Annotated in this window: 17 protein-coding genes and 1 rRNA gene; 3 read left to right on the top strand and 15 right to left on the bottom strand. The window is 70.7% G+C overall.

The genetic code is table 11. The annotated features are described in order from the left end of the window. Positions 1-104: 104 nt before the first annotated feature. The 4 genes from HYQ63_RS30865 to thyX all read right to left on the bottom strand — a co-directional run bounded on the left by HYQ63_RS30865 (position 105) and on the right by thyX (position 5,807). Positions 105-1,633, bottom strand: a 16S ribosomal RNA gene (locus HYQ63_RS30865). Between the two features lie 518 nt (positions 1,634-2,151). Further along, the gene (locus HYQ63_RS30860) at positions 2,152-3,837 is read right to left on the bottom strand and encodes a ribonuclease J (RefSeq protein WP_179937092.1); all 1,686 of its coding nucleotides are present in this window, start codon (positions 3,835-3,837) and stop codon (positions 2,152-2,154) included. 124 nt (positions 3,838-3,961) lie between these two features. Continuing rightward, positions 3,962-4,861, bottom strand: coding sequence for a 4-hydroxy-tetrahydrodipicolinate synthase (dapA, locus tag HYQ63_RS30855; RefSeq protein WP_179937091.1), 900 nt, complete (start codon positions 4,859-4,861; stop codon positions 3,962-3,964). Between the two features lie 169 nt (positions 4,862-5,030). Further along, positions 5,031-5,807 carry an FAD-dependent thymidylate synthase gene (gene thyX / locus HYQ63_RS30850; protein ID WP_179937090.1) on the bottom strand — a complete coding sequence of 259 codons (777 nt, stop codon included), beginning with the start codon at positions 5,805-5,807 and terminating at the stop codon, positions 5,031-5,033. Between the two features lie 187 nt (positions 5,808-5,994). Between thyX and HYQ63_RS30845 the strand changes: the two genes are divergently transcribed. Together HYQ63_RS30845 and HYQ63_RS30840 are read left to right on the top strand one after the other, a co-directional pair. Continuing rightward, positions 5,995-6,231 (top strand): hypothetical protein, encoded by a 237-nt coding sequence (locus HYQ63_RS30845; protein ID WP_123100985.1) that lies wholly within the window; start codon positions 5,995-5,997, stop codon positions 6,229-6,231. Between the two features lie 64 nt (positions 6,232-6,295). Beyond that, on the top strand, positions 6,296-6,883 hold the full coding sequence (locus HYQ63_RS30840; protein ID WP_179937089.1) for a hypothetical protein: 588 nt from the start codon (positions 6,296-6,298) through the stop codon (positions 6,881-6,883). On the opposite strand, the gene HYQ63_RS30835 is transcribed toward HYQ63_RS30840, so the two are convergent. The 11 genes from HYQ63_RS30835 to HYQ63_RS30785 form a co-directional block, all read right to left on the bottom strand. After that, positions 6,880-7,344, bottom strand: a complete 465-nt coding sequence (locus HYQ63_RS30835) for a tetratricopeptide repeat protein (RefSeq protein ID WP_179937088.1) — start codon at positions 7,342-7,344, stop codon at positions 6,880-6,882. The genes HYQ63_RS30840 and HYQ63_RS30835 overlap by 4 nt on opposite strands. A gap of 10 nt (positions 7,345-7,354) precedes the next feature. Further along, a complete protein-coding gene (gene dapB, locus HYQ63_RS30830; RefSeq protein WP_179937087.1) occupies positions 7,355-8,107 on the bottom strand; it encodes a 4-hydroxy-tetrahydrodipicolinate reductase in 753 nt (250 codons plus the stop codon). A gap of 58 nt (positions 8,108-8,165) precedes the next feature. Beyond that, positions 8,166-9,545, bottom strand: coding sequence for a pitrilysin family protein (locus HYQ63_RS30825; protein ID WP_179937086.1), 1,380 nt, complete (start codon positions 9,543-9,545; stop codon positions 8,166-8,168). Next, entirely contained in the window at positions 9,542-11,785 is a 2,244-nt protein-coding gene (locus HYQ63_RS30820; protein ID WP_179937085.1) for a polyribonucleotide nucleotidyltransferase, read from the bottom strand. The genes HYQ63_RS30825 and HYQ63_RS30820 overlap by 4 nt, the downstream gene beginning before the upstream one ends. Before the next feature lie 399 nt (positions 11,786-12,184). Next, the gene (gene rpsO / locus HYQ63_RS30815; RefSeq protein ID WP_009714645.1) at positions 12,185-12,472 is read right to left on the bottom strand and encodes a 30S ribosomal protein S15; all 288 of its coding nucleotides are present in this window, start codon (positions 12,470-12,472) and stop codon (positions 12,185-12,187) included. Between the two features lie 189 nt (positions 12,473-12,661). Next, on the bottom strand, positions 12,662-14,281 hold the full coding sequence (locus HYQ63_RS30810; RefSeq protein ID WP_179937084.1) for an amidase: 1,620 nt from the start codon (positions 14,279-14,281) through the stop codon (positions 12,662-12,664). Further along, on the bottom strand, positions 14,281-14,571 hold the full coding sequence (locus tag HYQ63_RS30805; protein ID WP_179937083.1) for a hypothetical protein: 291 nt from the start codon (positions 14,569-14,571) through the stop codon (positions 14,281-14,283). Before HYQ63_RS30805 ends, HYQ63_RS30810 begins: the two co-directional genes overlap by 1 nt. Before the next feature lie 111 nt (positions 14,572-14,682). Then, positions 14,683-16,764: a PQQ-binding-like beta-propeller repeat protein gene (locus HYQ63_RS30800; RefSeq protein WP_179937082.1), complete on the bottom strand. Its 2,082-nt coding sequence runs from the start codon at positions 16,762-16,764 to the stop codon at positions 14,683-14,685. 68 nt (positions 16,765-16,832) lie between these two features. Then, on the bottom strand, positions 16,833-19,010 hold the full coding sequence (locus HYQ63_RS30795; RefSeq protein ID WP_179937081.1) for a PQQ-binding-like beta-propeller repeat protein: 2,178 nt from the start codon (positions 19,008-19,010) through the stop codon (positions 16,833-16,835). Positions 19,011-19,017: 7 nt separating this feature from the next. Then, a complete protein-coding gene (locus HYQ63_RS30790) occupies positions 19,018-21,210 on the bottom strand; it encodes a PQQ-binding-like beta-propeller repeat protein (RefSeq protein WP_179937080.1) in 2,193 nt (730 codons plus the stop codon). Positions 21,211-21,221: 11 nt separating this feature from the next. Continuing rightward, entirely contained in the window at positions 21,222-23,651 is a 2,430-nt protein-coding gene (locus HYQ63_RS30785; RefSeq protein WP_179937079.1) for a PQQ-binding-like beta-propeller repeat protein, read from the bottom strand. A gap of 331 nt (positions 23,652-23,982) precedes the next feature. Here HYQ63_RS30785 and HYQ63_RS30780 point away from each other — a divergent pair, with 331 nt between their 5' ends. Continuing rightward, positions 23,983-24,213 (top strand): DUF397 domain-containing protein, encoded by a 231-nt coding sequence (locus HYQ63_RS30780; RefSeq protein WP_055556888.1) that lies wholly within the window; start codon positions 23,983-23,985, stop codon positions 24,211-24,213. Positions 24,214-24,368: the final 155 nt, after the last annotated feature.

The raw sequence follows: 24,368 nt of genomic DNA, 5'->3' as shown, positions 1-24,368 counted from the left end.
GCAGTACTGAAGACGGCAGCTCAGCCGATCCACCGAATAGTCAACGTTCCACCCATGAGCAACCGTGCGAGTCATTCGCTCGCAGTCGGCTATGTGCTCCTTAGAAAGGAGGTGATCCAGCCGCACCTTCCGGTACGGCTACCTTGTTACGACTTCGTCCCAATCGCCAGTCCCACCTTCGACGATTCCCTCCCACAAGGGGTTGGGCCACCGGCTTCGGGTGTTACCGACTTTCGTGACGTGACGGGCGGTGTGTACAAGGCCCGGGAACGTATTCACCGCAGCAATGCTGATCTGCGATTACTAGCGACTCCGACTTCATGGGGTCGAGTTGCAGACCCCAATCCGAACTGAGACCGGCTTTTTGAGATTCGCTCCACCTCACGGCTTCGCAGCTCATTGTACCGGCCATTGTAGCACGTGTGCAGCCCAAGACATAAGGGGCATGATGACTTGACGTCGTCCCCACCTTCCTCCGAGTTGACCCCGGCAGTCTCCTGTGAGTCCCCATCACCCCGAAAGGCATGCTGGCAACACAGAACAAGGGTTGCGCTCGTTGCGGGACTTAACCCAACATCTCACGACACGAGCTGACGACAGCCATGCACCACCTGTACACCGACCACAAGGGGGCGCCTGTCTCCAGACGTTTCCGGTGTATGTCAAGCCTTGGTAAGGTTCTTCGCGTTGCGTCGAATTAAGCCACATGCTCCGCCGCTTGTGCGGGCCCCCGTCAATTCCTTTGAGTTTTAGCCTTGCGGCCGTACTCCCCAGGCGGGGAACTTAATGCGTTAGCTGCGGCACGGACAACGTGGAATGTCGCCCACACCTAGTTCCCAACGTTTACGGCGTGGACTACCAGGGTATCTAATCCTGTTCGCTCCCCACGCTTTCGCTCCTCAGCGTCAGTATCGGCCCAGAGATCCGCCTTCGCCACCGGTGTTCCTCCTGATATCTGCGCATTTCACCGCTACACCAGGAATTCCGATCTCCCCTACCGAACTCTAGCCTGCCCGTATCGAATGCAGACCCGGGGTTAAGCCCCGGGCTTTCACATCCGACGCGACAAGCCGCCTACGAGCTCTTTACGCCCAATAATTCCGGACAACGCTTGCGCCCTACGTATTACCGCGGCTGCTGGCACGTAGTTAGCCGGCGCTTCTTCTGCAGGTACCGTCACTTTCGCTTCTTCCCTGCTGAAAGAGGTTTACAACCCGAAGGCCGTCATCCCTCACGCGGCGTCGCTGCATCAGGCTTGCGCCCATTGTGCAATATTCCCCACTGCTGCCTCCCGTAGGAGTCTGGGCCGTGTCTCAGTCCCAGTGTGGCCGGTCGCCCTCTCAGGCCGGCTACCCGTCGTCGCCTTGGTAGGCCATCACCCCACCAACAAGCTGATAGGCCGCGGGCTCATCCTGCACCGCCGGAGCTTTCCACACACAGACCATGCGGTCGTGTGTCGTATCCGGTATTAGACCCCGTTTCCAGGGCTTGTCCCAGAGTGCAGGGCAGATTGCCCACGTGTTACTCACCCGTTCGCCACTAATCCCCCACCGAAGCGGGTTCATCGTTCGACTTGCATGTGTTAAGCACGCCGCCAGCGTTCGTCCTGAGCCAGGATCAAACTCTCCGTGAATGCTTCCAGGTAATCCTGGTGAACACCACGAGAGCGGAACCACCGGAGGAATAGTCCGATGGTTCACAGCGTCCTCGCTGTGTTTTTTCTTCAAAGGAACCTCGACCACATCGATGATGCGGACGGGGTATCAACATATCTGGCGTTGACTTTTGGCACGCTGTTGAGTTCTCAAGGAACGGACGCTTCCTTTGAAACCGTATCACCGGTTTCTCCGGGCTCTTCCCTCCGGCCTTTCGGCCTTTCGTGTTTCCAACCTTACCAGATCCGTTTTCCGTTCCGTTTCCGGTCCGAATTCCGTTTCCGGTGGCCGTTGGAGGGCCTTCCCTTTCGGTGTCTCCGACTTTATCAGAATTCTCTGAGCCGGATTTCCACCCCCGCCTCCAGGCTCCTCCGAAGCGGTCTGAGTGCTCCGGGTTCCCCCTCTGGCGGAGCCGTAAACGTACTGGAGCGGGGCTCCTCGATGCAAATCGAGGAGCCCCGCCCGGGGTTCAGCGCCTGCTGGAGCTGAGGCCGTGTCAGACCTCGACCACCACAGGGAGGATCATCGGGCGCCGACGGTAGCTGTCGGACACCCACTTGCCCACGGCGCGGCGCACGAGCTGCTGGATCTGGTGCGTCTCCGCGATGCCGTCGGAGGCCGCCTTGGCCAGGGAGTCCTCGATCTTCGGGATGACCGCGGAGAAGGCCCCGTCCTCGATGCCGGATCCTCTCGCCTGGATGTGCGGACCACCCACGATCTTGCCGGTCGTGCTGTCCACGACCACGAAGACCGAGATGATCCCCTCCTCACCCAGGATGCGGCGGTCCTTGAGCGAGCTCTCGGTGACGTCGCCGACGGAGAGGCCGTCCACGTACACATAGCCCGCCTGCACCTTGCCGGTGATCTTCGCGATGCCGTCGACCAGGTCGACCACCACTCCGTCCTCGGCGATGACACAGCGGTTCTTCGGAACCCCAGTCAGGGCGCCCAGCTCGGCGTTGGCGCGCAGATGGCGCCATTCGCCGTGGACCGGCATCAGGTTCTTGGGCTTGCAGATGTTGTAGAAGTACAGCAGCTCACCGGCCGAGGCATGGCCGGAGACGTGCACCTTGGCGTTGCCCTTGTGGACGACGTTCGCGCCCCAGCGCGTGAGCCCGTTGATGACGCGGTAGACCGCGTTCTCGTTGCCCGGGATGAGCGACGACGCCAGGATCACCGTGTCGCCCGGGACGATGCGGATCTGGTGATCGCGGTTGGCCATCCGGGACAGCGCGGCCATCGGCTCGCCCTGGGAGCCGGTGCAGACGAGCACCACCTCGTCGTCCGGGAGGTCGTCCAGGGTCTTCACGTCCACCACGAGGCCCGCCGGGACCCGCAGATAACCCAGGTCACGGGCGATGCCCATGTTGCGGACCATCGAGCGGCCGACGAAGGCCACCCGGCGCCCGTACTCGTGGGCCGCGTCGAGGATCTGCTGGATGCGGTGCACGTGGCTGGCGAAGCTCGCGACGATGATGCGCTTCTGGGCGCTCGCGAAGACCTGGCCCAGCACGTTGGAGATGTCGCGTTCCGGCGGGACGAAACCGGGGACCTCGGAGTTGGTGGAGTCCACCAGGAGCAGGTCGATGCCCTCCTCGCCGAGCTTGGCGAAGGCGGGCAGGTCGGTGAGGCGGCCGTCCAGCGGCAGCTGGTCCATCTTGAAGTCGCCGGTGTGCACGGCCAGACCGGCCGGGGTGCGGATGGCGACCGCGAGGGCGTCCGGGATGGAGTGGTTGACCGCCACGAACTCGCACTCGAAGGGCCCGATCCGCTCGAGGTTCCCCTCCTCCACCTCCAGCGTGTACGGGCGGATCCGGTGCTCCTGGAGCTTCGCCTCGATCAGGGCGAGGGTGAGCTTGGAGCCGATCAGCGGGATGTCCGGCTTCTCGCGGAGCAGGAACGGCACGCCGCCGATGTGGTCCTCGTGGCCGTGCGTGAGCACGATGCCGTCGATGTCGTCGAGACGGTCCCGGATGGACGTGAAGTCCGGCAGGATCAAGTCGACTCCGGGCTGCTCCTCCTCGGGGAAGAGCACCCCGCAGTCGACGATCAGCAGCCGGCCACCGTACTCGAAGACCGTCATGTTGCGGCCGATCTCGCCGAGGCCCCCGAGCGGGGTGACGCGCAGGCCACCCTCCGGGAGCTTCGGCGGCGGACCGAGCTCAGGATGCGGATGACTCAAAAGACTCTCCTCACCACGCGCGCCACATGCCCCCTGGGGCACATGGCGCGCGTGACATTCGTGCACTTGCTGATGTGTCTGTATGCAGTTGTGAAGTATGAAGGTGCGACTATCGCGTCTTTGACTAGAGCTGTACCCCGCCAGCGGCAAGATCGCGCTTGAGCTGTTCCGTTTCCTCGGGGGTCAGCTCCACGAGCGGCAGGCGCAGCGGCCCCGCGGGCAGGCCCTGGAGGGCGAGCGCGGCCTTCGACGTGATGACGCCCTGGGTGCGGAACATCCCGGTGAAGACCGGGAGCAGCTGTTGGTGGATCTCCGTTGCCTTCGCGACGTCGCCCTGGAGGTGGGCTTCGAGCATCGCGCGCAGTTCCGGGCTGACGAGGTGGCCGACCACGGAGACGAAGCCCACGGCGCCGACCGACAGCAGCGGCAGGTTCAGCATGTCGTCGCCGGAGTACCAGGCGAGGCGGCTGCGTGCGATGGCCCAGCTGGCACGCCCGAGGTCGCCCTTGGCGTCCTTGTTGGCGACGATGCGCGGGTGCTCGGCGAGCCGGACCATCGTCTCGGTGCTGATCGGGACACCACTGCGGCCGGGGATGTCGTAGAGCATGACCGGCAGGCCGGTGGCGTTCGCGATGGCGGTGAAGTGGCGGAAGATGCCTTCCTGCGGCGGCTTGCTGTAGTACGGGGTGACCGCGAGCAGGCCATGGGCACCCGCCTGCTCCGCCGCGCGGGCGAGCTGGACGCTGTGCCCGGTGTCATTGGTGCCGGCTCCGGCTACGACGTGGGCGCGGTCGCCGACCGCCTCCACCACGGCTCGTACGAGCTCGGCTTTCTCCGCATCGCTGGTGGTCGGGGACTCGCCGGTGGTGCCGTTGACGATCAGGCCGTCATTGCCGGCGTCCACCAGATGAGTGGCGAGCCGCTGGGCGCCGTCGAGGTCGAGCGCTCCGTCAGCGGTGAATGGCGTGACCATGGCGGTCAGCACCCGCCCGAAAGGGGTCTGCGATGTGGATGTCGGTGCCATGGGCACCACGCTACTCGTAGCGCGCCCCGCGGCGCTCCCTCGGGGCGCCGGAACAGCGTCACCAGAGAGGACCCGGCACTGCCTGCTCGGGGGTTCAAGCAGTACCGGGTCCCTTTGTTCAGCCTAGATGAACTTCTCGAAACGCCGCAATACGGACACTTCGCCCGCGTTACGGCGCCACCCGGCCATTGGCGTTGAAGGCGGCGTGCGTGAGCGGCATCAGCCCGGCCCACGCCTCCTCCATCTTCTCCCCCACCATCTCGATCTCCCGCTGCGGGAAGGACGGCACCGCGGCCTGCTCGTGCTGGGTGCGCAGGCCCAGGAAGTGCATCAGCGAGCGTGCGTTACACGTCGCGTACATCGAGGAGTACAGACCGACCGGGAGCACCGAGCGGGCCACCTCGCGGGCGACCCCGGCGGCCAGCATCTCCTGGTACGCCTCGTACGCGTGCCGGTAGGCGTCCTCCATCGCGCGGCCGGTCAGCGCGTGCTGCTCGGGGGTGCCCTCGACGAACTCGTACTTGCCGGGGCGGCCCTGCTGGACCAGCTTGCGGTCCTCGCCGGGCACGTAGAAGACCGGCTCCAGGCGGCGGTAGCGACCGGACTCCTCGTTGTACGACCAGCCCACGCGGTGCCGCATGAACTCGCGGAAGACGAAGATCGGGGCGCTGATGAAGAAGGTCATCGAGTTGTGCTCGAACGGGCTGCCGTGCCGGTCGCGCATCAGGAAGTTGATCAGGCCCTTGGAGCGCTCCGGGTCCTTCGTCAGCTCGTCGAGGGACTGCTCACCCGCGGTGGACACCCTCGCGGCCCACAGGACGTCGGAGTCGGCGGCGCTGTGCTTCACCAGCTCGACGGTCACATCGCTGCGGAAACTGGCCTTCTCGGTCTCGACCGGGGTCGCGGCCGGGGTTTCGGCGGGGGTTTCGGCGGGGGTCTCGCTCACCGACGGGTCCTTCCATATCGCATCGCTCGGGGCGGGCCCAGCTTACGGGCCACCACCGACAGAGCCGCACCGCCGGATCCCCGCAGAAAATTTTGACTGAAGTTCTTGAAACAGGGCACCAGGACGGTCGTTCACACGTCCTACACACTGAAGTGCCCGCGCTCGAGGTTCCAAGGAGAGCCCGCTCATGTTCCGCCGGCGAGAGCCCGTACCGTTCGCCTTCGTCGCCGAAGCCGACCGTTTCCGCAGTAATGTCACCCCTCCGCCCCGTCCCCGGGCGTCCCGGACCGAGATAACCGGCCGGACGCTGATGGGGCTGACGATCGTCGCCGGGTTCGTCGGCGCTCTGATGTTCGGGATGCCCGCACTCGACAGCCAATCGCACCCTGCCCAGCAGGTGCAGGAGGCCTCGAACGGGCGCTGAGCTGCACTGAGATAGCCTCACTCAGCACAGACCATCTGGACGTGTGTGTGAGTGAGGACATCCCGTGCCACTGCCCTTCCTGACAGCAGACCGCGCACATGACGACGACCGAGCGGGGCCCGAAGCGGCCCCGCTCACGCGTACCGACGTCACGTATGCCGATGTCGCCTACGAGGACCCGGAGCGCCGGCGCCGTCCGTACCGGCCGGGTCCCTGGAGGGTCGGCGGGGCGGCGGTGCTCCTGCTGCTCGCCTCGTATCTCCTCTTCTCGGCGCTGATCATCGTCCTGGCGGGCTCCGGCTCCGCCGCGGGGGTGTGCGTCGCCGCGGCGGCGCTGGTGATCGCCTTCGCGGTGCGGATGGTGGGGGCGGGCGTCCGGGTGAACGCGCGGGAGCTGCGGCGGACCGGGCTGATCACCTCCACCACGGTCGCCTGGCAGGACGTCGCGTCGATACGCACGGTCCAGCAGCCGGTTCGCTGGCTGGGGCTGCCGCGCACCGTGCAGGGTCAGGTGGTGCTCGCCGAGCGGACGTCGGGCGGCACCCCGCTGACCCTGATCACCAGCCACGACACCGATTTCCTCGGGCGTCCCGAGGCCTTCCGGGCGGCCGCCGACGCCCTCGACGGGTGGGCGGCCCGGCACGGGCGCTAGGAGCTGTTGTCGGCCCGGACCGGCTTGCCGTCGTGGAGGGCGATGGCGCGCTGCATCGCCTTGCGGGCACGGGCGGTGTCGCGGGCGTCGTGGTACGCGATGGCGAGCCGGAACCAGGAGCGCCAGTCCTCCGGCGACGCCTCCGTCTCGGCCCGCCGCTTCGCGAAGACCGCGTCCGCCGAGTCCCGGTCGATGCGCCCGCCGGGCGTCCGTACCAGCTCGTCGACCGGAAGTCCGCCCTCGGCGTCCAGTTCGCGCGCGAGCCGATCGGCGTTGCGCGCGAACTGGGTGGTCTGCCACAGGAACCAGCCGCCGATGAGCGGCAGCACCAGCACGGCCGCGCCGTAGGCGATGGTCACCGGCGTGCCCTGCTGGATGAGGAGCACCCCGCGGTCGCCGACCAGCACGAAGTAGACGACCAGGACGGCCGCGAGGACGAAATACGTGATCTTTGCGCGCACCGGTGTGCCCTCAGTCCAGATCGAGGAAGTGTTCCAGGCCGAAGGTCAGGCCGGGGGTGGTGACCACGCGCCGCGCGCCGAGCAGGATGCCCGGCATGAAGCTGCTGTGGTGGATCGAGTCATGGCGGATGGTGAGGGTCTCGCCCTCGCCGCCGAGCAGGACCTCCTGGTGGGCGAGGAGCCCGCGCAGCCGTACCGAGTGCACCGGCACCTCGTCCACCGAGGCACCCCGCGCGCCGTCCAGCGCCGTGGACGTCGCGTCCGGCTGCGGGGCGCAGCCGGCCTCGCGGCGGGCCTCGGCGATCAACTGGGCGGTGCGGGCCGCGGTGCCCGAGGGGGCGTCCACCTTGTTGGGGTGGTGCAGCTCGATGACCTCGACCGACTCGAAGAAGCGCGCGGCCTGGCGGGCGAAGCGCATGGTCAGCACGGCGCCGATGGAGAAGTTCGGGGCGATGAGCACGCCGGTGCGGGGCGAGCCGTCGAGCCAGCCGCGCAGCTGCGCGAGGCGCTCGTCGGTCCAGCCGGTGGTGCCGACGACGCCGTGGATGCCGTGCCGTACGCAGAAGTCGAGGTTGCCCATCACCGAGCCCGGGTCGGTCAGCTCGACGGCGACCTCGGCGCCCGCCTCGACCATGGTCTCCAGCTTGTCGCCCCGGCCCAGCGCGGCGACCAGCTCCATGTCCTCCGCGGCCTCGACGGCTCGTACGGCCTCGGAGCCGATCCGGCCCTTGGCACCGAGGACGGCCACGCGCAGCTTGCTCATCGTTCCTCTTCCTTCGTCTTCTCCGGCTGGCGTCTTCTCCGGCCGGCGGCTTCTCCGGCTAGGCGACGGCCTCGTCCAGCCGGGCCGCCTGCTTGTCCTTCAGCGGGCCGATGACCGACAGCGAAGGACGCTGCCCCAGTACATCGCGGGCCACCTCGCGCACCTCGTCGGGGGTGACCGACTGGATCCGGGCCAGCATGTCGTCCACCGACATCTGGTCGGCCCAGCACAGTTCGCTCTTGCCGATGCGGTTCATCAGCGCGCCGGTGTCCTCCAGGCCGAGCACCGTGGAGCCGGAGAGCTGGCCGATGGCGCGCCGCAGCTCCTCGTCGGTGAGTCCGTCGCGGGCGACCTGGTCCAGCTCGTCGCGGCAGATCTTGAGGACGTCGTGCACCTGGCTCGGACGGCAGCCGGCGTAGACGCCGAAGAGGCCGCAGTCGGCGAAGCCGGAGTTGTAGGAGTAGACGCTGTAGGCGAGGCCGCGCTTCTCCCGGACCTCCTGGAAGAGCCGGGAGCTCATGCCGCCACCGAGCGCCGTGTTGAGCACGCCGAGCGCCCAGCGCCGGTCGTCGGTGCGCGGGATGCCGGGCATGCCCAGGATCACGTGCGCCTGCTCGGTCTTGCGGTTCAGCAGCTCGACCCGGCCCGCGGTGCGGATGGCCCGGGAACCGGAGCGCGGGGCGACCGGCTCCGCGTCGCTGCGGGTCAGGGCGCCCGCCTGCTCGAACGCGTCGCTGACCTGCCGGACGACCGTGTCGTGGTCGACGTTGCCCGCGGCGGCGACGACCAGGTGGGTCGGGTCGTAGTGCTTCTTGTAGAAGCGGGCGATCTGATCGCGGCCGAGCCCGTTGACGGTGTCGACGGTGCCCAGGACCGGGCGGCCGAGCGGGGTGTCGCCGAGCATGGTGTGCGCGAACAGGTCGTGGACGCAGTCGCCCGGGTCGTCCTCGGTCATCGCGATCTCTTCGAGGACGACGCCGCGCTCGGCGTCCACGTCCGCCGCATCGATCACCGAGCCGGTCAGCATGTCGCAGACGACGTCGATGGCCAGCGGCAGATCGGTGTCGAGCACCCGTGCGTAGTAGCAGGTGTACTCCTTGGCGGTGAACGCGTTCATCTCGCCGCCGACGGCGTCGATCGCGGCGGAGATGTCCAGTGCGCTGCGCCGCCGGGTGCCCTTGAAGAGCAGGTGCTCCAGATAGTGGGTGGCGCCGTTCAGCGTGGGGGTCTCGTCGCGGGAGCCCACGTGCGCCCAGATGCCGAAGGTGGCCGAGCGCACGGACGGCAGGGTCTCGGTGAGGATGCGCAGGCCGCTCGGGAGGGTGGTCCTGCGGACCGTCCCGATGCCGTTCTCGCCCGCGAGAAGCGTTTGGGTACGGGCGACGGCCCGCCCCTCCGAGGAGGTGCGGGCCGTCGTCACGTCGTCGCGGGACGTCACTTGGCGGCTTCGTCCTTCGTCTGGGGCTTCGCCTCGGCCTTCGCCTCGTCGTCGTCCTCTTCGCCCTCGATGACCGGGTGCAGCGAGAGCTTGCCGCGCTGGTCGATCTCGGCGATCTCGACCTGCACCTTGGAGCCGACCGCGAGCACGTCCTCGACGTTCTCCACGCGCTTGCCACCGGCGAGCTTGCGGATCTGCGAGATGTGCAGCAGCCCGTCCTTGCCCGGGAGCAGGGACACGAAGGCACCGAAGGTGGTGGTCTTCACGACCGTGCCCAGGTAGCGCTCGCCGACCTCGGGCATCGTCGGGTTGGCGATGCCGTTGATGGTCGCGCGGGCGGCCTCGGCGGCCGGGCCGTCGGCGGCACCGATGTAGATCGTGCCGTCGTCCTCGATGGTGATCTCGGCGCCGGTGTCCTCCTGGATCTGGTTGATCATCTTGCCCTTCGGGCCGATGACCTCACCGATCTTGTCCACCGGGATCTTGACGGTGATGATCCGCGGCGCGTTCGGGGACATCTCGTCCGGCGTGTCGATGGCCTCCATCATCACGTCGAGGATGTGCAGCCGCGCGTCCCGGGCCTGCTTGAGGGCCGCGGCCAGGACGGAGGCCGGGATGCCGTCCAGCTTGGTGTCCAGCTGGAGGGCGGTCACGAACTGCTTGGTGCCGGCGACCTTGAAGTCCATGTCACCGAACGCGTCCTCCGCACCGAGGATGTCGGTGAGGGTGACGTAGTGGGTCTCACCGTCGATCTCCTGGGAGATCAGGCCCATCGCGATGCCCGCGACCGGGGCCTTCAGCGGCACACCGGCGTTCAGCAGCGACATCGTGGAGGCGCAGACCGACCCCATGGAGGTCGAGCCGTTGGAGCCGAGCGCCTCGGAGACCTGGCGGATGGCGTACGGGAACTCCTCGCGCGTCGGCAGCACCGGCAGCAGCGCCCGCTCGGCCAGCGCGCCGTGGCCGATCTCGCGGCGCTTCGGGGAGCCGACGCGGCCGGTCTCACCGGTGGAGTACGGCGGGAAGTTGTAGTTGTGCATGTAGCGACGGCGCGTCTCGGGCGAGAGCGTGTCGAGCTGCTGCTCCATGCGGAGCATGTTCAGCGTGGTGACGCCCAGGATCTGGGTCTCGCCGCGCTCGAACAGCGCCGAGCCGTGGACCCGCGGGATCGCCTCGACCTCGGCGGCGAGCGTACGGATGTCCGTGACGCCGCGGCCGTCGATGCGCTTCTTCTCCTTGATGACGCGCTCGCGCACCAGGGACTTGGTCAGCGAGCGGTACGCGGCGGAGATCTCCTTCTCGCGTCCCTCGAACTGCGGCAGCAGCTTCTCGGCGGCCAGACCCTTGACGCGGTCCAGCTCGGCCTCGCGCTCCTGCTTGCCCGCGATGGTGAGCGCCTGGGACAGCTCGTCGCGGACGGCGGCGGTCAGCGCCTCCAGGACGTCGTCCTGGTAGTCCAGGAAGACCGGGAACTCACCGGTGGGCTTGGCGGCCTTGGCGGCGAGGTCCGACTGGGCCTTGCACAGCACCTTGATGTACGGCTTGGCGGCCTCGAGGCCGGCCGCGACGATCTCCTCGGTCGGCGCCTCGGCACCGTCCTTGACCAGCTGGATGGTCTTCTGGGTGGCCTCGGCCTCGACCATCATGATCGCGACGTCGCCGTCTTCCAGGACCCGGCCGGCGACGACCATGTCGAAGACGGCGTCCTCCAGCTCGCTGTGGGTCGGGAAGGCCACCCACTGGCCCTTGATCAGGGCGACCCGGGTCCCACCGATGGGGCCGGAGAAGGGCAGGCCCGCGAGCTGGGTGGAGCAGGAGGCGGCGTTGATCGCGACCACGTCGTAGAGGTGGTCGGGGTTGAGCGCCATGATCGTCTCGACGATCTGGATCTCGTTGCGCAGGCCCTTCTTGAAGGACGGGCGCAGCGGGCGGTCGATCAGGCGGCAGGTGAGGATCGCGTCCTCGGACGGGCGGCCCTCACGGCGGAAGAACGAGCCGGGGATGCGCCCGGCGGCGTACATCCGCTCCTCGACGTCGACCGTCAGCGGGAAGAAGTCGAGCTGGTCCTTGGGGTTCTTCGAAGCAGTGGTGGCCGACAGCACCATGGTGTCGTCGTCCAGGTAGGCCACGGCCGAGCCGGCGGCCTGACGGGCCAGGCGGCCCGTCTCGAAACGGATGGTGCGGGTGCCGAAGGTGCCGTTGTCGATGACGGCCTCGGCGTAGTGGGTCTCGTTCTCCACCAGGGAAATCTCCTCTTCTGCGTCCCCGTCCGTATGACGGTGGACGGTGGTGGAGCAGCGCCTCCGGGCCTTGCTGTCCGGCGGCCGGGCCGGTCTTCGATCGAAGCCACCGGAATTGCCAGTTCCGGGAGCCACTACCGAGGACCGGCTCCTATGGCGCCGGAGCGGCGGGAATGAGGCGCTCCTCCTCGTGCGTTATGGCGTTGTTGGGACCAGACTACAAAGCTTCGGCCATCATCACGATGGCTGTGTGGTCTGGCGCGTACGGGACGTAGCGGACAAAATACGCTCCGCACGGGGCCGCGCGAGGCGGCGCGATGAGCCGCGTACGGCCGCAAGGAGCCGCGTACGGCAAAGGGAGCGGCCCGCTGACGCGGGGACCGCTCCCTTCACGACGACTTACTTGGCGCCCGCCGCACCGCGACGGATGCCGAGGCGCTCGACCAGCGCACGGAAGCGCGTGATGTCCTTCTTCGCCAGGTACTGGAGCAGCCGGCGGCGCTGGCCGACCAGCAGCAGCAGACCACGGCGGGAGTGGTGGTCGTGCTTGTGGGTCTTGAGGTGCTCGGTCAGGTCGGAGATGCGGCGCGAAAGCAGCGCGACCTGGACCTCCGGGGAGCCGGTGTCGCCTTCCTTCGTGGCGAACTCGGTCATGATCTGCTTCTTCGTAGCGGCGTCGAGCGACACACGTACTCCTTGGTTCTCTGTTTCAGCCGCCGAGTGCCCCTGGTCTTTGTCTCAGGGGATCTTCCGTGACTCGGAAGGCGGGGTCCGCTGGGCGCTGTCTCCAGGACCTTCGGGGAAGGCTCCGGGGGCGCGTACGCAAACGGCCAGCACACAGAGTACCAGTGTCCGGACCCGGCTCCGGAGGCAACCTCAGGCACTGGCCGCCGCGGCCTCCACGGCGGTCAGCAGCGGGCGGACGACCCGCTTGACGGGCTCCAGGACCGGATCCGCCGGACGCCGCCGGTGCCAGTCGGTGACGGCCTGATAGGCGGCAACCACCTCCAGCAGACGGTCCTCCTCGTACGGGGCGCCGCCGAGGATCGCGCCGGTCGGTATGCCGGCCGTGAAGCCGATGGGGAAGCCGATCTCCGGAAGGCCCAGGATGTCGAACGGTACCGGGCTGGTCTGGAGCAGCACGTCGCAGTGGTCGAACGGACCGTCGAGCACCGCGCGCAGCAAGTGGTGCTTGGCGCGCTGCGCGGTGATCCACTCATCGCCGGAGAGCATCAGCCCCTGGAGCCAACTCAGCACCGAGACGCCGAACTTCGTCAGATCCTTGCGCAGCCAGTGCCGGAACGGCTCGGTCCGCTCGCTCAGGCGTGCGGCGTTGAACGCGCCACCGGTCAGCAGCGACCAGTCCGTGGGGTAACGGATCTCCACGAGGGTGACGCCGGGCAGGTCCGCCAGGGTGTCCAGGAGCGCCGAGCGCCGGGCGATGCCGTCGGTGAACCCCGGCGGCACACCGATCCGGGTGCGCCGGCGGAGCCGTACCTTCCCCTTGGGCGAGACCACGGGGGTGGCCGCGCGCACCAGGTTGGGCAGCCGCGGCAGGCCCCGGGTCCGCGGATCCTCGGCGTCGGGCCCTGCCATGACGGTCAGCATGATCGCCGCGTCCATCGCGTCGCGGGCGATCGGACCGCAGTGGTCCCGGGTGTACGACAGCGGGATGACGCCGTTCAGGGAGACCCGGCCCATCGTGGGCTTCAGCCCGGTGAGGTTCTGCCGGTTGGCCGGGTTGACGATGGAGCCGCCGGTCTGGGTGCCGATGGAGGACGACGCCATCCGGCCGGCGACCGCGCAGGCCGGTCCCGTGGACGAACCGCCGGGGTCGGTGAGCGGGTTGTCGGGCGTCCAGGCGTTGACGGTGGTGATCATGCCGTTGGGCGTGGTGGCACGGGTGGTGGCCAGCGGTCCCATCTGCCCCTTGCCGAGCAGGATGCCGCCCGCCTCCTTGAGGCGGGCGACGGCGGTGGCGTCGGTGACCGGCACGAAGTCTTCGAAGATGAAGGAGTTGGCGCGGGTGGGCACGCCCTTGGTGAAGTAGTTGTCCTTGACGCACAGCGGAACCCCGGCCAGCGGCGCGGGCTTTCTGTCCTCGCTGCGGTTCGCCCGATCTGCCGCGTAGGCCGCGAGCAGCGCCTGTTTCCCGGTCACCTCGGCGTACGCCTGGTAGGTCTTGTCGTACTTCTCGATCCGGTCCAGATACGCCTGGACGAGATCCGCGGAGGTGAGGCGGCCGGTGCGGATCAGGACGACGGCCTCGGCGAGCGTGGCCTCCGTGGGGTCGTGCCGCGCCGCCTCCCGCACCGGCAGGTCGGGCACGTCGACGGCGGGCGCGTCGGGGGCGGGGGGCGCCTCGGGGGCGGCGGGCGCGTCGGGCGTACGGGCCGGGGCCGCGGCGGCCGGCGCGGCGGACGCGGCCAGGGCACCACCGGCCCCGGCGGCGGCCGAAGCGGCGAGGAACGTACGGCGGTTGAGGTCCCGGCCCATCAGCCGTCCGCCTCCCCGGTCCAGGCGGTGGTGATCGACGGGTACGCGAGCGGGGCGGCCTCCTGCTGCGCGTACGCCGCCCCCAGCGCGCCGCCCACGACACCCGTCGGCGGTGTCCACTCGGCCAGCGCGCCAGGCGTCGTGGCGACGAACTCGCGCAGCGCCACCATGATCACGGCCCGGGTGGGGGTGCCGGTCTCGGGGTCGGCCACGTCGGGGAGCTGGTCGATGTCGACCCCGGCCAGTGCCAGTCGGGCCCGTATGTACGCGTCCAGCGCGTCGCTGTCCAAGGGTGTCTCCGAATGATCGCGTCGGTGTGGCGGTGAATCAATCAGCCTGGGATCACCGCGGGGTTGAGCCCACGATGCAGGCGGGTAACGGACCGGAGGGCCGGGGCCTTTCTAGAACACCGGCATGGCTGTCAGCTTCTCGTTGTGCAGCAGGAAGACCCGGTTTCCGGCTCCGGTCAGTCGCCAGCTGCCCGCGCCGCCCTGCGCGTACGGCCAGGCGACACTTCCGCTGCGGGCGTCCACGGCCACGATGCCCCGCTGACCGAGGTCGTCGATCATCGCCCAGACGCTGTTGCCCTGCACCACCGGCGGCGCGAGCGGATGCTGTTCGGACGCGACGGTCACCGTCCAGGTGTCCGAACCGTCCGACGCCCGGTGGGCGGTCAGGTCGGTCGCGTCGACCGCGTGGACGACACCGTCGTGCACGGCCGGCGCGCTCCAGCCGAGATCGCCGGTGGCGGCGCGTGCCCACTTCTCCTTGCCGTCCGCGAGCGAGAGTGCCGCGAGGGTACGCCCGCCCAGATAGACCGTGCCGTCGGCGGCGGCCGGGGCGAGGGGGGTGGAGCCCTGCCCGTCGCGGTGCCAGACGGCCTTGCCGCTGGCGGTGTCGTGCCCGGTCACCTTGCCGTCGGCACCGTGGACCACCAGCCGGTCACCCGCCGCCACCGCGGCGGGGGCGGTCCGGCCTTCCGGCCCCGGCGCGGTCCACAGGGTGGCGCGGGAGGCGAGCGATACGGCGCGGATCCGGCCGTCGCGGGTGGTGAGGTAGACGGCCCGGTCGTCGGCTGCGAGCAGGGCGCGCGCGTTCGCCCGGGCCGCCTGCCACCGCTGCTTGCCGTCCGCGGCACGCAGCTCCCGTACCGCGCCTTCGGTGTCGGCGGCGAGGACCGTGCCACCGCTGCCGTCCGTGTTCCCGGGATCGCCGGGGACCGCGAGGGCGCGTCCCGTCAGACCGGTGATCTTCGAGGTCCAGCGCGGCTTTCCGTCGCGTACGCCATAGGCGCGCAGCCGGCCGTCCTCGGCCGGGACGACGACGAGATCACGGACGGGGAGCGGCGCGGGCACGGCCTGGTCGGCGCGGTCCAGGGAGCCGATGTCGACAGGGCCCCACAGGGGCACGGGCGCAACGCCCTCTTCGTACTTCGCCAGCGGCTTCCCGTCCCAGGGCCGCGTACCGTCCGCCGCGTCCCCGTCGCCGCGCAGCAGCCACCACGCCCCGGCCCCGGCGCCCCCCGCGAGCACCGTGCCGCCCGCGGCGAGGGTGGTGAGCAGCCTGCGCCGGGTGGGGCGGGACGGCTCGTCGCCGGGCATGGTGGCCATCCGGCGGGCATCCGTCTCGCGCCGTGCGATGTCCTCCGCGAGCGGTCCGGTGCGCCAGGCGCGGTCGGCGCCGCGGGGCGGCGCGAGCGCCCCGGCGATCGCGTCGAGGGCGGGCCGCTCCGCAGCCTCCTTGGCGAGGCAGGGGGCGACCAGGGCCCGTATGTCCTCCGGCACCGCGCCGAGTTCCGGTTCGCCGTGCACCACCTGGTACTGCACGGCGGCCACGTGCCCGCCCTCGTAGACCGGCCGTCCGCCCGCCGCGTACGCCAGGACCACGCCGAGGGAGAACACGTCCCCCGCGGGCCCGGTCCGCCGCCCCAGCACCTGTTCGGGCGCGGCGTAGCCGGGGGTGGCGAGCGACTGTCCGGTGGTGGTGAGGGTGAGGCCGTGTTCGGGGCGGGCGATGCCGAAGTCGATGATCCTGGGGCCGCGGGAGGTCAGCACGATGTTCGACGGCTTGAGGTCGCGGTGCACAAGACCGGCCCCGTGGATCTCCCGCAGCGTCGTCACCAGCGCCGCGCCCAGCGCCCTGACGGCGGGCTCGCCGAGGGCCCCGTAGCGCTCGACGGCCTGGTCGAGCGTGGGGCCCACCAGGAACTCCGTGGCGATCCAGGGCCGTCCGCCCTCGGTCTGCGCCGCCAGCACCCGCGCCACCCCGCCGCTGCGCACGGCCTGCGCCGCGTACGCCTCGCGCAGGAAGCGCCGGGCCATCTCCGCATCGTGCGCCAGCTCGGGCCGCAGCACCTTGACGGCCGCGGTCCGGCCCGCAGCGTCCCGCCCGAGGTACACCTGACCCATACCGCCCGCCCCGAGCACGCCGGTGAGGCGGTACGGGCCGAGGCGGACGGGGTCGCCGATGCCGAGGGGGTTCATGGGGCTCCTGAAGTGGGGTGGGGATGGTCGATGAGCGGATGGCCCGGCGCTGCTCGTCTACGCGTCCACTACGCGTCGAGTGGAAGGGCGCACACGCCGGTACCGCGCACGACGATGAGCCGCTTGGCCTTGGGGAGCGTCATGATCGTCGGGGATACGCCGCCCCGGTCGCCGAGGGGGCTCTGGAAGGTCCAGGCCACGCGGTGGGCCCGCAGGTCGATCGCGGCGATCCACTGTGCGTCGTTGTCCGGCGAAGCGTAGAAGTACCTCCCGCTCACGGTGGAGTTGGCGGCGAAGGAGAGCGACGACGCGGTGGCCTTGTCCTCTTCCCACAGCAGACGGCCGCCGCGGGCGTCCAAGGCGATGAGGCCGTTGTCGCGCTCCGTCGTGTAGACGACATCGTCCTTGAAGACCGGCGGGCCGTAGTGGTCGGCCGACGGGTCGTAGTCCTTGCCGATCTTCCGGCCCTTGCCGAATCTCCACGTGGTCCTGCCGTCGGAGAGCCGCAGCGCGAGCAGTTCCTCGGCGCCGAGGAACAGGTGGTCCGGGGAGACGGCATGCCGCCTCCCCGCCCACAGACCGCCCGTGTTCTTCTTGGGGACCCGCACCGACCAGCGGGTCGCCCCGGTGCGGGCGTCGATCCGGGAGACCGACTCCCCCTGTGTGCGGAGATACGACGAGCCCATGGGGGTCACGGTCAGGTCGTCGAAGGTGTCGGCCGGCGTGGGCATCCGGCGGCGCCACACCTCCTTGCCGGTCCGGGAGTCGACGGCGAACCGCACCCAGCCCTTGCGGGTTTTCCCTTCCAGGACCAGGGAGCGGCCGATCGCGATCACCAGGCGCGTCTCCAGTGCGTCGAGGCCGTCGAGCCGGGCCAGCGGCGCCCGGAAGCTGCCCGTGGTGAGGTCGACGGGGACGAGGTGCTGCGGGTCGCTGCCGTCCAGCGCGAACAGCCGCTCACCGTCCGACAATACGGTCTCCGGGTCACCCACCAGCTCGCTCTCCGCGCGCCGCTCGCCGGTTCTCGCATCGACGCAGAGCAGGCGGCCCTCGGCAACCAGCGCCACGTCGTCTCCGACCGGGAGCGGGACGATGTCTCCGGTGCCCTCGAACTCGACGGATGCCTTCCACACCAGGCGCGGCGCTCCTCCCGGAGTGGTCTGGGACTGCTTCTTCCGCGCGGGGCCCGCCGTGTCGTCATCGGGGGCGAGCAGGCCCCAGGCGCCAGCCGCGCCGCCCGCGGCGAGCACGCCGCCGCCGAGGGTGAGCAGGCTGCGGCGGGTGACGCGGGGCCGTCGCGACGAGGACGTCAGGGTGGTGAATTCCTCCTCCGGTGCGGGCAGTCGGGAGGGCTGGAGCTCCCATACGGCCGCGCTGCGCTGCGCGATGTCCGCGAGCACCACGTCGGGAAGGCGGTCCACTATGTCGCCGGTTCCGTCGGCGGCGCCGTCGTGGAGAAGCGCGCCGAGCTCCGCCGTGCCCGGGCGCCGCGCCGGGTCCTTGGCGAGGCATTGCTCCAGGGCCGGGCGGAGCCCGTCCGGCACGCCGGTCAGGTCCGGCTCCGCATACCGCACCCGGTAGAGCAGGTCCGCGGGCTGTCCGCTACCGAAGGGCGGGCGGCCGGTCGCCGCGAAGACCAGCACCCCGGCGAGGGCGAAGACGTCGCCTGCCGGTGGGTGTTCGCCGCCGACCGCCTGCTCCGGCGACATATAGGCGGGCGTTCCGGCCGCCGCGCCCGTACGGGTCAGCCGGTCGTCGCCCGCCGCCCGGGCAATGCCGAAGTCGATCACCTTGGGACCGCGGGCGGTCAGCAGGACGTTGGACGGCTTCAGGTCGCGGTGTACGACGTCGGACCGGTGCAGCTGGGCGAGCGCGTCGCACAGGGCGGCGCCGAGCGCCCGTACGGCCGGTTCGGGCAGCGCGCCGCAGAGGGCCACCGCGTCGTCGAGCGGCGGGCCGAGGACGTATTCGGTGGCGAGCCAGGGCGTCGGGGCGAGCGGATCGGCGTCGACGACCTGGGCGCCGTACTGTCCGCCGATGACGCGGGCGGCGTCGATCTCCAGCCGGAAGCGGGTGCGGAACTCGGTCTGCGCCGCGAACTGCCGGTGCATGGTCTTCAGCGCGACCGTGCGCCCGCCGGACGAACGGCCGAGGTAGACGGTGCCCATGCCGCCGCTGCCGAGGCGGGCGACGAGGGCGTACGAACCGAGCCGCTGAGGGTCGTCGTGGGTGAGGGGATGCGCCATGTACGAATCAGTCCACCGGCAGTGCATAGAGGAAACGTCCGTTCATGACGAGGGCCAGACCGGGCGCGGTGTCCACATAGCCGCCGAAGCCGCCGGCGCCCTGGCCGCTGCCCACAGGGGCGAAGCGCCAGCGCGGCGATCCGTCGGCCGCGTCGAGCGCCTCGACCTCGGAGGCGTTGGCCTGGAGCACGGTCCGGCCCGCATGGCTGATCACGGTCTCGCTGTAGCGCATCGCATCCGCGGCCCCGACGGTCGCCGCGCGCCGCCACCGCAGATCACCGGTGCGCGTGTCGACGGCGTAGGTGACGCTGTCCTCGTCGGTGACACAGAGGGTGCGGCTGCGGACGGCGGGCTTGGTGTACGTGTATCCCTTGGTCGTGAACAGCCAGCGCCGCTTGCCACTGGTGAGGTCATGGGCGCGGACGGTCTTGTCCTTGCAATCGATCAGCAGACCTCCGGGGGCGATGGTCCGGAAGGCCCCCGGCTCGTCGGTGCTCACTCCGTCATAGGTACGCGTCCACAGCTTCTTGCCGTCCCGCTGCCGGAGCGCCGCGTACGACCAGGGCTTCTCCTCGCTCCCGATCGGGTCGCTGCCCGGCAGGCCGTTGTTCTCGACGATGAGGGCGCCGTCGAGCAGCACTCCGGAATCCTGCTCGCCGCCTGCCGAGCCCGCGGAGGGAAGCGGAGTGCGCCACAGCTCGGCGCGCTTCTCGAGGTCATAGGCGATCACCACCGGCTTCACGCGGTCGGTGGATCTCCCTCCGCCCCCGGCAAGGAACCAGAGCGTATTTCCGTGTGTCGCCAAGAGGCTCAAGAACGCGGGGTTTTTCCTCCCGTCGTATTTCCGCTCGGTCCACGTGACCTTTCCGGTGCGCACCGCGACGGCCGAGAACACGCTATCGCCCGTGGTACCGCTGGGATTCAGGAAGAGCCCTCCGGCGAGCGGCATGAGCTCGTCCGCGGACCACATGTTCTGGCGGGTCCAGAGCTTCTTGCCGTCCCGCAGCCGCACCGCCGTCACCGTACTCGTGCCCACCATCAGGGCGACTTTCCCGCCGCAGAGCACGGGCGGGCCTTCGAGTTCGAAATCGATGTCACGCCGCCACAGCGGGGCGGGGGCGGTCCCGCGCACGGACAGCGGAGCCGGGCGGCCGGGCCCGTCGTCCGCCGTCGCACGCCAGGCGGCCACCCCACCCGACCCCAGGGCAAGCCCGGCAACCCCAGCCAGTCCGCCGATGGTCAGCGAACGCCGGGACGGCCCGCGGCCCGCGGCCCGGCCGGTGGGCTCCGTCTCGTCCGGCACCACCTCCACGGGGTGGCGCGCGGCCTGTTCGGCGAGGGCTGTCGCCACGGGCTCCGGCAGGCCGTGGCCCGGGCCCGTGGGCGTACGGAGCGCCTGAAGCAGGTCAGCGGGCCGGGGTCGGTGCGCGGGGTCCGCGGACAGGCAGGCCGAGACCGCCGCCCGAAGCGCCTCCGGCAGCGCCGCGGCCCCGTCGGGGACGGCTCCAGTGTCGCCCGGCGCCCGGCCCGTCGCGGCGTAGGCCAGCACCGCGCCGAGCGCGTAGACGTCACCGTGGGGCCGCGGCAGCTCGCCCGCGTGCTGCTCCGGCGGCAGGGCGGCGGGGTCCACGCCGCGCAGTCCCGCGCGCCCGATCCGGTCCAGCGCCGCGGCCCGGACCAACCCGTAGCCGGTCAGCCGCGGGCCGTCGTTGGTGAGCAGCACCGCGCCCGGCGAAATCCCGGCGAACACCAGGCCGTTGGCGTGCGCGCCCGCCAGCGCCTCGGCGAGGGCCGCGCCCAGCGCCCGGACCACGGGCTCCGGGAGCGGGCCGCCGTGCGCGGCCAGCGCCGCGGGGAGCGTGAGGGCGGGGAAGCAGTCGTGGGCGACCCAGACAAGCCGGGCGTCGGTCGGAGCGATCCCGGCGACGGGGGCTGTCCAACGGCCGCCCAGCCGACGGGAGTTCTCGGCCTCCGCCCGGAACCGCACCCGATAGGCCGGATCGTCGGCCAACGCCGCGTGCGGCAGCGTCAGGACGACGGTGCGGCCCGTACGGTCGTCACGCGCGACGCAGCGGCGCGCGTCCTCGGCCGCGCCGTTCCTGTTCCCGTCCCATGGGGCGAGGACGCGGTACGGGCCGATCCGCTCCGTACCATCGTGGTCGGTCGCACCGGCCCTGCCGTCGACGTGCGGCGATTCCATATGCCCTTCCCCTAGTCCAACGGCAGTGCGTACACGCTCTTGTGACCGATCACGACGGCGTGGTCGTCCGTGGCCGTCACCTTGCGGCGCGTCGATTCCGGCTCCCTGGCCGGGCTCACGTCGGTGAAGCGCCACAGCAACGCCCCGTCCTCGGTGTCGAACGCGTTCACCCCCAGCGACCCGGCCATCAGGATCCGGTGCCCCTCAGGGGTGACCACCGGTTCGGGGATGCGTCGCGCCGGCACACCCTGCGTGCCGAAGCCATAGGTGCGCTGCCAGCGGATCCGGCCGGTCGCCGCCTCGATCGCGTGGAGGGCGTAGCCGCCGTCACCGGCGTACGCGGTCCTGCCGCGCACGAACGGGAGCCCGAAGTCGGCGCGGTGGCCTTCGGCGCCCTCACCGACAGAGGCGACGGACCAGAGCCCCTTGGCGCCCTCTGTCGCCTCGAACCCCCGCAAGGTGGCTCCGACGGCGGCGATCAGGGTGTGGTCACCATCGGTGGTGACCAGCCCTTCTGCGCCCACGCCGGGATAAACCCGCTGCCAGAGCTTCTTTCCGGTGGTCCGGCCGAAGGCCAGGGCCTGCTGGGCTCCTTTTCGGGCACCCCTCAGCACGAACGCGTCCCTCAGAAGGCGTCCCTCGGAGAAACCACCCGGAAGGCGGGCGCGCCACAGCTCGTGCCGTTGACCGATGTCGTAGGCGACGACGACCCGGCCACCGGTCTCCGCCGTCCCGCCCCGGGCCTCCGCCGTGAACCAGACCGTGGTCCCGTCGACGGCGAGCAGCCCCGCGAAGGACGTCGGCGTGCCCCGCCGGAACTCCTTCGACTGCCACCGGATACGCCCGGTCCGCGGTTCCAGCGCCGCGATCCCGTCCCCCGGCACGAACAGCGCGTCCCCGCCGCCAGCCCAGGGCTGCCCCTTCGGCCGGAGCCCGTCCTGCGTCCAGAGTCGTTTGCCGGTCCGTAGGTCGATCCCCGCGACGAACCGCTCCCCCGTGATGACCGCGACCGCGTCACGCCAGATGAGCGGGGCGTACACCGGGGCCGCGCCCTCGATGTCGTAGCGCCACGCGGGCGTGGGCGGCGCGCCCTCCGTACGCCGCCGCGAAGGGCGGGCGGCGGCGAGGCGTTGGGCCGGGGTCGGCGGCGCGGGCGGGTCCGGCTCCGTCACCGCCCAGGTGACGCCGCCGCCCACGGCGAGACCCGCCGCGCCTCCGGCGGCGCCCACGAGCAGGGAACGCCGAGAGGGGCTGAGGACCTCCGGGGACACGGACGTCCCCGCGGCGGTCCCGCCGAACGCTTCCGCAACCTCCGCCGACAGCGCGCCCGCCGCCGTCCCGGCCTCGGCCTCGGGCACCGGGTCCGGCTCGATCTCGGCCGCCAGCACCGTCGAGGACTGCTCGGACAGCGCGATGATCAACCGCCCGGGCAGCCAGCCCGGTCCCAGCAAGCCCGCGGCCCGGCTGATCCCGGCGTCCAGAGCTGTCGCCCCCGGCCCGCCGCCATGCGTCGCGGACGGACCGCCGGAAGCGCCGTCGACGACCGAGGGCATCACCCCCGCCGGTGTCCGGGCCGCGCTCGCGGCGGGCAGCGGGGCGCGTACGCCGCGCATCAGCTCGTCCAGCAGCGCCCGCGCCGTCGGGCGGTCCGCCGGGTCCGGGGCGAGGCACGAGCGCAGCGTGTCCCTCAACTCCGGCGGCAGCGCGTCCGCTTCGGGCCGGTGTTGCCCCGTCGCGGCGTACGCCAGCACCGAGCCCAGCGCGAAGACGTCCCCCAGCGGGCGGGGCCGACCGCCCGCGAGCTGTTCCGGGGGCAGGGCGTCGGCGTCCAGCCCCGGCAGCCCGGTCCGCGCCGCACCGTCCGGCCCGGCGGCGCGGACGGCGCCGAACCCGGCCAGCCGGGGGCCGTCGCCCGCCAGGAACACCGTGCCCGGCGCGACCCCGGCATGCGTGAACCCCGCCTCGTGCACCTGATCCAGCGCTTCGGCCAGCGCCGCGCCGAGCGCCCGTACGGTACGCAGCGGCAGCGGCCCTCCATGCGCCTCCAGCGCGGCGGGCAGCGGGAGCATCGGAAGATACGGGGACGCGCTCCACGGCGGCTCCGTACCGCCACCGGCGCGCGTACCGTCACCCGGGCGCGTACCGTTGCCTACGCGCGTACCGTCGCCCGTGACCTCCGCGACGGGCACGATCCAGCGGCACCGCGAGGCACCGGCCAGCAGCAGCGCGCTCTCCGCCTCCGCCCGGAACCGTTCCCGGTACCCGGTGTCGTCCGCCGACGCCAACGGCGGTGCGCTGAGGAGGACCGTACGGTCGCCACCGCCGTTGCGCGCGACGAAGCACCGCGCCGCCGCCGCGGCGTCCCCCTCCCCCGGATCCAGCCGCGCGATGAGGTGATACGGCCCGATCCGCCGCGGGTCGTCCCGGCTCAGCGGTTCCACGAGCGCCTCCCGCCGCCGACGGGAAGGTGCGGCACATCAGCCACGACTCAGGCTCCGCTGTCTGCGTCGCCTGTACCTGCGGCTGTGCCCGCGCCGACATCGGTCGTGGCGAACGTACTCACGTGCAAGGCCCCCTCGTTGAACCGCTTCTCCTGCCCGTGTCAATGTCATGCGCGCGGCAGCCAACCCTACCCGGCGGCTCCGGGACGCCTCCTTCCGGTCCGTACTGACGGTGTTCGATTGCCGCCGTGCACACCGGTGGAAGAGACTGTCCGTCAAGGGCTGTGGTTGCGGGTTTGTTCCCGCGGTAATGCGAAGGGGTTCTCCACCGATGGCTGACGCCAAAGAGAAGGCAGAGCTGTACGCCCTCGACATCTCCGGTGTCGAGTGGCTCAGTGCGCCGGGCAGCACCACCGAAGAACGCGTGGAGATCGCCTATCTGCCGAACGGGGCCGTGGCCATGCGCAACTCGGCCGACCCCGAGACGGTGCTGCGCTACACGGAAGCCGAGTGGCGCGCCTTTGTGCTCGGCGCGCGGGACGGGGAATTCGACGTGCGCTGAGCACGTGCACTGAGCACCTGCGCGGAGCGCGGTTCGCGCGATGCGCGCCGAGGGGGCGTACACCGGCCGGTGTACGCCCCCTCGGCGTGTGCGGCGGCTTTCCCCGCGGAGGCTCCCCGCGAAGGCCCCAGGGGGTCGTCCCCTGCGGTGACGGG

It is taken from the genome of Streptomyces sp. Rer75, from assembly GCF_013414305.1.
Lineage (GTDB): Bacteria > Actinomycetota > Actinomycetes > Streptomycetales > Streptomycetaceae > Streptomyces > Streptomyces himastatinicus.
This window is presented reverse-complemented; position numbering and strand designations above follow the sequence as displayed.